The sequence below is a fragment of the Microcystis sp. LEGE 08355 genome, assembly GCF_015207185.1.
Classification (GTDB): Bacteria; Cyanobacteriota; Cyanobacteriia; order Cyanobacteriales; family Microcystaceae; genus Microcystis; species Microcystis panniformis.
In genome coordinates this window covers 1-7,941 of sequence record NZ_JADEXI010000182.1, presented here as the reverse complement: position 1 = coordinate 7,941, position 7,941 = coordinate 1, and the positions used below count along the sequence as shown (strand labels likewise).

The 7,941-nt window shown below is 47.0% G+C and carries 7 protein-coding genes and 1 other RNA gene; 4 read left to right on the top strand and 4 right to left on the bottom strand.

From position 1 onward, the window contains the following. The coding region (locus IQ242_RS11135; RefSeq protein WP_193960021.1) for an RNA-guided endonuclease TnpB family protein at window positions 1-523 on the bottom strand (523 nt) is incomplete at its 3' end. Between the two features lie 362 nt (window positions 524-885). Further along, window positions 886-2,175 (bottom strand): pitrilysin family protein, encoded by a 1,290-nt coding sequence (locus tag IQ242_RS11130; RefSeq protein WP_193960020.1) that lies wholly within the window; start codon window positions 2,173-2,175, stop codon window positions 886-888. A gap of 621 nt (window positions 2,176-2,796) precedes the next feature. Between IQ242_RS11130 and IQ242_RS11125 the strand changes: the two genes are divergently transcribed. Then, the gene (locus IQ242_RS11125; protein ID WP_193960019.1) at window positions 2,797-3,948 is read left to right on the top strand and encodes a PEP-CTERM sorting domain-containing protein; all 1,152 of its coding nucleotides are present in this window, start codon (window positions 2,797-2,799) and stop codon (window positions 3,946-3,948) included. A 206-nt stretch (window positions 3,949-4,154) separates the two neighbouring features. Next, a complete protein-coding gene (locus IQ242_RS11120; RefSeq protein WP_193960018.1) occupies window positions 4,155-5,378 on the top strand; it encodes a PEP-CTERM sorting domain-containing protein in 1,224 nt (407 codons plus the stop codon). Between the two features lie 30 nt (window positions 5,379-5,408). Here the strand turns inward: IQ242_RS11120 and IQ242_RS11115 are convergent, their stop codons facing one another. Together IQ242_RS11115 and IQ242_RS11110 are read right to left on the bottom strand one after the other, a co-directional pair. Beyond that, window positions 5,409-5,744 (bottom strand): XisI protein, encoded by a 336-nt coding sequence (locus IQ242_RS11115; protein WP_193960017.1) that lies wholly within the window; start codon window positions 5,742-5,744, stop codon window positions 5,409-5,411. 55 nt (window positions 5,745-5,799) lie between these two features. Then, window positions 5,800-6,639 (bottom strand): XisH family protein, encoded by an 840-nt coding sequence (locus IQ242_RS11110; protein ID WP_228020935.1) that lies wholly within the window; start codon window positions 6,637-6,639, stop codon window positions 5,800-5,802. A 226-nt stretch (window positions 6,640-6,865) separates the two neighbouring features. Here IQ242_RS11110 and ssrS point away from each other — a divergent pair. Both ssrS and IQ242_RS11100 read left to right on the top strand, forming a co-directional pair. After that, window positions 6,866-7,053, top strand: a non-coding RNA gene (ssrS, locus tag IQ242_RS11105) — 6S RNA. Between the two features lie 199 nt (window positions 7,054-7,252). Next, on the top strand, window positions 7,253-7,941 hold a 689-nt coding region (locus tag IQ242_RS11100), incomplete at its 3' end, for an NAD(P)/FAD-dependent oxidoreductase (protein WP_193960016.1).

The window sequence follows — 7,941 nt, the reverse complement described above, 5'->3', positions numbered from 1 at the left end:
TTGGGTCATCAAATCTAATTGAAATATGCCAACGTCCTGAGGGATGTAATCTGACTGTTACTGTGCTTGGTTCACAGCTTTCTGGTATTTGTCTTGACCATCGAATAGGTAAAGGTTCTGTGCATTTAGCTAAATAGATTTGTTTGTCTTTAAATTTAAAGGCTGATTTGGTAAATTCGGCACTTCCTCCCTGATGTTTTTTCTTAAAGTTAGGATACTTAGTACGACCAGCAAAGAAATTAGTGAAAGCTGTTTGTAAATGTCTTAACCCTTGTTGTAAGGGTACACAGCTAACTTCGTTTAAAAACTCTAATTCTTCTTGTTTTTTCCAATCGGTTAGCATTGAAGAAGTTTCAGTATATCCTACTCTTTCTTGTCTTTCGTACCATGCTTGTGTTCTGAGATGGAGAGCTTTATTGTAAACTAATCTTACACAGCCCAAAGTGCGCCGCAATAGCGACTCTTGTTCGGGTGTGGGGTAAAATCGGTAGCGATAGCTTTTCCATACCTCACATTTTAGCATATATTTCGTAAATGTGCTAATATTTAACAGTAAAGCCGTCGTAGAACGACGGGGTTTCAGACCCAAATTTTCGATGACTGAGAGTAGCGAATAGCGTAAGTGCTGGCAGAGCAACGGGTAAAGCGGCAGACAAAATCGTGCGTCATAGAACAAGGAATTTCAGAGCTTGAGCCAACCTAATATGCCCTCCAGTAATGAATCTAAACTACCGTGATTCAATCCAAAAACTTTAGCGGTCTAGCAATTAATTGAGATTACTTACTTAACTGGTGCGTGGGGCGCGGATTGCTAATTTGTTTTTTTTATTCAAGGTTATTGCCGCAAAAACGCACCCTACATTATTACTGATTACTGATTACTGTTCACTGAATTGGTCTTACCACCACCACACCGTAAGCGTTAGGATTTAAATACTCTTGACAGGCATTTTGAATATCCTCTAAAGTGAGAGCTTCAATGTGTTGGGGATAACAAAAAGCCGGTTGCAAATCACCGATCTGAGTATGATAATAACCGTAAAGGTTGGCCCGATCGCTCGGTCTTTCATTGCTAAAAATAAACTGATTGGCCACTTGGGTTTTAACTCGTTCCAGTTCAGAAACTGTCACAGCTTCCTGTTGAATTTGTCCAATCTGTGCTGTAATGTCTCTCTCCACTTGCTCGATATTTTCCGAGGCTAATTGGGCCGACACGGAAAACACCCCTTGCACTGCTTGGGACATATTACTGGCAGTTATTTGGGAAACTAAGCCCTTTTCTTGGCGCAGAGACTGAAATAATCGCGATACCTTGCCCTGACCCAGAATAGCCGCTAAAACATCGAGAGGATAGGTTTTTTCTAAGTCTCTCAACCCCGGCACTTTCCAAAATAGGATTAAGCGGGCCTGCTGCAAATTTTCATCCTCGTATTCTTGACGGATAATCTCGTTAAAGGGAGCTTCAGGCTGTAGATTAGCGATAGGATGAGAAATAAGCCCAGAATTGCCCTTACTGCCTAAAGTATCTAAAGAATCGCTCACAATAGCCATTAAATCATCTACAGGCAAATTACCCACCACCGCCACCGTCATCCATTCGGGACGATACCAAGTCCGATGAAAATCGCGCATTTGTTGAGGAGTAAGATTTTCAATCACTGCCGTCGGACCCAACACCGGACGACGATAGGGTAAAACTTGAAAACAGGTCTCCATGGTGCGATAAAAAGTGCGACGACGGGGATTATCCTGAGAACGACGAATTTCTTCTAAAATAACCTGTCTTTCCCGCTCAAAAGCCTCATCAGGGATTAAAGCGTCTAAAACCACTTCTAGCTGCAGCGGGGCCAGATGGGCGAAGTCCTGCGGGGCAGTGGTAATGTAATAATGGGTGTATTCTTGGCTAGTAGCGGCATTAGTCACCGCTCCCCTCGATTCGATCGCCCGTTCAAATTCACCACTGTCTAAGTTAGGGGTTCCCTTAAAAACCATGTGTTCAAGAAAATGAGCCATCCCATTGATCTGATCCGATTCTAAGGCCGAGCCGACCTGCAGCCAAACATTGAGATTAACCGCTTCTACCGGTTGACTTTCGGCAATAATCGTTAAACCATTGGCAAGACGGTGCAGAATCGGAGTGTTAAGCGTGGCAGGTTTCCCTAGGATAGCCGTCATTCTTTATTAGTCCTCGGTGATCACTCTGGCAAAAATTGTCACTTTTCTCTATTGTAGTCCCAGACTTTCACGGAGCCAACAAGATCAGGTGTTGGCCAGCAATTCCAAATTCAGAATGTAGCAAATGATACGGAACCTCAAACACTTTTGCCCTGTACATCCCAATCCAACATCAAGAAGAATTAACAAGAGCCCTAGGGATGGCATCATCGAGCATAAAGTCTAAAAGGGGAGCATCTCACCTTTGTAACCCCTAAATCAGGTTTTGGTGGTGATTCGGTAGAGGAGGTTTTATCGGACAGAATTGGTTATGTTTTTGTGGAGATTAATGCTGAGATGTCTGAGGGTAAGGTGTTGGTTTTTTTGGAAAAAGTCAATAAAACTAAGTTAAGTCTTTTGACATTGCTTTCTCTGGATGATTTACCAGCATATCTGGAAAAAACTAGCTCTGAAAAGAACCACCAATAGATTTAAAACATTATCTCGAAAAGGATTTTCTATTCATGATTGAAATCGGAATTTCTTTCTTCGATTTTTTCATGCAGTTTCATTGAGTGATTTAGCTTGTCATATGAGTTATGTTAATTATTACAAGCCCAGTCCATACCAAACACTAAAACTATGAAAAGCCAAAACAAAACTTTTTTCGGAATCGCCCTCGCAACTTCAGCGATCGCTCTCGCCAATCCCGCCCACGCCGCCTCCTTTCAAGGTCTCGGCGACCTCCCCGGAGGGGGATTCGATAGCTGGGCTAACGGGGTATCGAGCGATGGCTCCGTTGTTGTCGGTTCCGGCAATTCCGCGAACGGGTTGGAGGCGTTCCGCTGGACTCAAGCAGGGGGGATCGTCGGTCTCGGTGACCTCCCCGGCGGGACTTTCCAGGGTTCTGCTTTAGGGGTATCGGGCGATGGCTCTGTCGTCGTCGGTTACAGCTATTCCGCGAACGGGTTGGAGGCGTTCCGCTGGACTCAAGCAGGGGGGATCGTCGGTCTCGGTGACCTCCCCGGTGGGATTTTCCAAAGCATAGCTAACGGGGTATCGGGCGATGGCTCCGTCGTCGTCGGTTACAGCCATTCCGCGAGCAATTTCCAGGCGTTCCGCTGGACTCAAGCAGGGGGGATCGTCGGTCTTGGTGGGGTTTCTCAGAGCAGTGCTCAAGCGGTATCGGGCGATGGCTCCGTCGTCGTCGGTATCACCTTCCCCGCGACAGGGAATGAGGCGTTCCGCTGGACCCAAGCAGGGGGGATCGTTGGTCTCGGTGACCTCCCCGGCGGGGGTTTCGGTAGCGGTGCTTACGGGATATCGAGCGATGGCTCTATCGTCGTCGGTTACGGCACTTCCGCGAGCGGAATTGAGGCGTTCCGCTGGACTCAAGCAGGAGGGATCGTCAGTCTCGGTGACCTCCCCGGCGGGAGTGTCGATACCTATGCTAGCGGGGTATCGGACGATGGCTCCGTCGTCATCGGTTTCGGCAACTCTGCGAACGGGTACGAAGCGTTCCGCTGGACTCAAGCAGGGGGGATAAGAAGTCTTAAAGATCTTCTCACCACCGATTTCGGATTGAATCTGACGGGATGGCAACTATCGCGCGCGCAGGGGATTTCCGCCGATGGGCTGACGATCGTTGGGTACGGCACGAATCCTAACGGTCAGACCGAAGGCTGGATCGCCCGCCTAGGCGCGACCTCTACCAGCACCCCCGAACCTTCCGCCGTTTTTGCGATCGGTTTAGTTTCCCTGCTGGGACTGGCAACAAGATACAAGAAACGCTGATTCGGTATGCGATGGGGATTTCTGACGAAAATCCCCGTGCCTACCCGAGAAAAAATTTTGTTCTTCTTGAATAGCTAAGAAGCCTTGCGATCGAGACGCATAGAGTAAAGTCCGTATCGACTAGATGAACGTATCGATTAAGTAACACTTTTGCCCCACGAAGATCGTATTCTCTCAAACCCCACTTATTTCAAACATCAAAAACCATGAAAAACCAAAACAAAACTCTCTTCGGAATCGCCCTCGTGACTTCAGCGATCGCTCTCGCCAATCCCGCCCATGCCGCCTCCTTTCAAGGTCTCGGCGACCTCCCCGGCGGGGGTTTCTCTAGCCGAGCTTACGGGGTATCGAGCGATGGCTCCGTCGTTATCGGTTACGGCTATTCCGCAAGCAGCGCAAACGAGGCGTTCCGTTGGACGGACTCAGGTGGGATGATCGGTCTCGGTGATCTCCCCGGAGGGAATTCTGGTAGCCTTGCTTACGGGGTATCGAGCGATGGCTCTGTCATCGTCGGTTCCAGCAATTCCGCGAGCGGGTTGGAGGCGTTCCGCTGGACTCAAGCAGGGGGGATCGTCGGTCTCGGTGACCTCCCCGGTGGGGCTTTCGCGAGTGTTGCTTTTGGGGTATCGGGCGATGGCTCCATCGTCGTCGGTTTGGGCAATGTCGTGACCGGACAAGAGGCGTTCCTCTGGACAGCATCAGGAGGGATAGTTGGTCTCGGTGACCTCCTCGGCGGGATTGTCAATAGCGCTGCTCATGGGGTATCGAGTGATGGCTCCGTCGTCGTCGGTGCGGGCACTTCCGCGAACGGAACTGAGGCGTTTCGCTGGACTCAAACAGGGGGGATGGTCGGTCTCGGTGACTTCCCCGGCGGGGAATTCTATAGCGGTGCTAGTGGGGTATCGAGCGATGGCTCCGTCGTCGTCGGTACAGGTACTTCCGCGAACGGGGGCGAGGCGTTCCGCTGGACTCAAGCAGTGGGGATGGTCGGTCTCGGTGACCTCCTGGGCGGGGCTTTCTATAGCCAGGCTTTCGGCGTGTCGGGCGATGGCTCCGTCGTTGTCGGTTACAGCTATAATGCCGCGAACAATGTCGAGGCGTTTCGCTGGACTCCATCTGGGGGGATGAGGAGCCTTCAGAACATTCTCACCACCGATTTCGGATTAAATCTGACGGGATGGCAGTTAGGTGTAGCGCAGGGAATCTCCGCTGACGGGCTGACGATTGTGGGGTACGGCGCGAATCCTAGCGGTCAGACCGAAGCTTGGATCGCCCGACTTGATTCTCCTACACAAGTGACTATCCCTGAGCCGTCTAATATCTTGGGTTTAGGTTTACTCGGACTGGGTTTAGCCGCAACAAAAGTAAAAGGTGTCCTATCAAAAAAAGCAAGGTCACCAACAGATAACCCCCAAGAACCAGACAGCTAACTGGGATCAATTGCAGTAGGATAAATTAATTTATCCTACTGCATAATCGGTCAATTGACGAAGTACAGGAGGATGAAAGCCAATGACAATATCTTTTTTAGGAACACCTAGTTTAACTAAGTCTTCAGCAATATCTTGTTCTGTCATATTCCATTGAATCCAAATTTTATCAGACTTGAGGTCAATATGAATGAGACAATAATGTACATATTTTTCGCCTTCCCACCCAAAAGTAACGACCTGATAATGTTCTTTTTGTTCATCAAAAATAGCTTGAATCTCTAAATCATTACAAGTGGGTTTATATTGAGTATATTCCGAGAGAATACTTTTGACTAATTGACGATATTTTGCTAACTTATCCATGTTAATATTACCTCCTGATTTGGCGAAAATAATGATTAATTTTAAATGATTTTCTCTAATCATCAAATTGGGTAAAATCTAAAGAGAAAAAAGTGTCGTAAGTAAAACTAGGAATAGCTAAAAATAAGACTTTATTTGGGTCTTTTCTCTTTAAAACCGCCCGATAATTAATAAATTGTCCTAGGGCAGTATGAAATTCTGAGATCGCTGAAGACCCCTCTAAAAAACTTTTAATTTCTACGGCAATCTTTTGATGATCTTTAGTCGCAGCAATCAGCTTTTCTGCGCCTAAATCAACAGCCATATTCACCCCTCCAAAACTTATCGTATAAGGGTCATGAGTAATTAACCAATTATCTTTGATCAAAGCGTTTTTGGCTGCTTGATAAACTAAATCTTTAGCCAATTTTACCTTTCTCCTGATTTGATAGGTTATCTTTCCCTGTTTTGAGGTGCGGCTTGAGCAACAAGGACAACTAATTTTCTCTGAACTATAGTACTGAGTAGCATCTAGGGCGACGAGTAAGTTGCCATCCAAGGCTGCAAACAGCCTTAAATAGCCTTGGTCTCCCAGACCTTGATCAATCCATTTGAACAGGGGAAAAAGATGCTTTGCGGCTATTCCATCGAGGATGTTCCGCATCTGCTCTACTGTCGGGATATTGACCAAACCAAACAGACTTTGAGCATTATCTCGTCCACAACGACTATTCAGTTGACGCTGATATTCTAGAAATGATTCATTCTGGCGAAAAAAGGCGGCGAATGCCCCTAATATTGCGTCTTTCAGACTGTAGCGGGTAGCATTGCTGGCACTTCGAGGCTCAGTTATCCCAGGGATAACTACCTGGAAATAGCTCAGCATCCCCAGAAAACCCAGTTGTTTGACTTCCATTCCCCCGAAACCCACTGTTCAAACCCTTCACTCCATTTTGAAAGGCAAGAGTAAGACTGGTTCTGTATTCTGTGCTACCGTTTGCATTGGGAATTGCTGGGTGTTGGCAGGCTTTTTGGCTGTGGTCGGTAAACAGTAAACTGAAAACTCAAATCTGATCACTGATAACTGATCACTGAATCTCCCCTCTTGCCTCTGAGAAAAAAAAATGCTATGATGAGAACAAATCAGGCTTCTACGTTGGTGACTGCCTTTCAAGTTTTTTGATCTATGCTTGATTGTGATAAGGGAGCGAATAACCAATTCGTGTGGTAGTAAACCGAGCTTGTACTCGGAAACAGAAACGCGTAATATAAGTTCCCACCTGGTTAACCCAGGTCATAAACTTAGGTAAAACGGCGTAGCGGTCTTTTCAAGTTTTTCGAGCATATATAGGCTAAATTCTGGGGAGATTCCCTGTACTTCCTTAGTTTTGCCCTCTTGGTTGGTCAAAAAAGCCAGTATCTATATTTTTTTCTAGGGTAAAGACTGCTGTTTTCGGTAACGCTTGTCACCGCTAAATTGTGACAATCCGGACTACACTAGGGGAAAATTTATGAATTATTGTTAAGCAATGACTGAAAAACAGCCAAGAGTTGTTATCATCGGCGGCGGATTTGCGGGTTTATACACGGCCAAAGCCCTAAAAAACGCCCCCGTTCATGTTACCCTCATCGATAAGCGAAATTTCCATCTTTTTCAGCCCCTCCTCTATCAAGTCGCTACTGGGGCGCTGTCTCCGGCCGATATCTCCTCACCTTTGCGCTTAATCCTACGGGGTCATGACAATACAGATATTCTCCTCGATCATGCCATAGATATAGATCCGGTCAAGGGAGAAGTGATCTTGGAAGATCACCCACCGATCGCCTACGATCAATTAGTTATTGCCACGGGAGTCAGTCATCACTATTTTGGCAATGATCAATGGCAACCCTACGCTCCAGGGTTAAAAACCATTGAAGACGCAGTAGAAATACGTCGTCGCATCTATCTCGCTTTCGAGAAGGCCGAGAAAGAAATTGATGCCGAAAAGCGGCAAGCTTTATTAACTTTTGTTATTGTCGGTGGCGGACCGACGGGGGTAGAATTAGCAGGAGCGATCGCTGAAATTGCCCACGGTGCGCTTAGGTCTGATTTCCACCAGATTAACCCCACAGAAGCGAAAATTTTGCTCTTAGAAGGGATGGATCGGGTATTACCTCCCTATGCGCCCGATTTATCCGCTAAAGCTGCCGCTTCTCTCATAAAATTAGGGGTGAC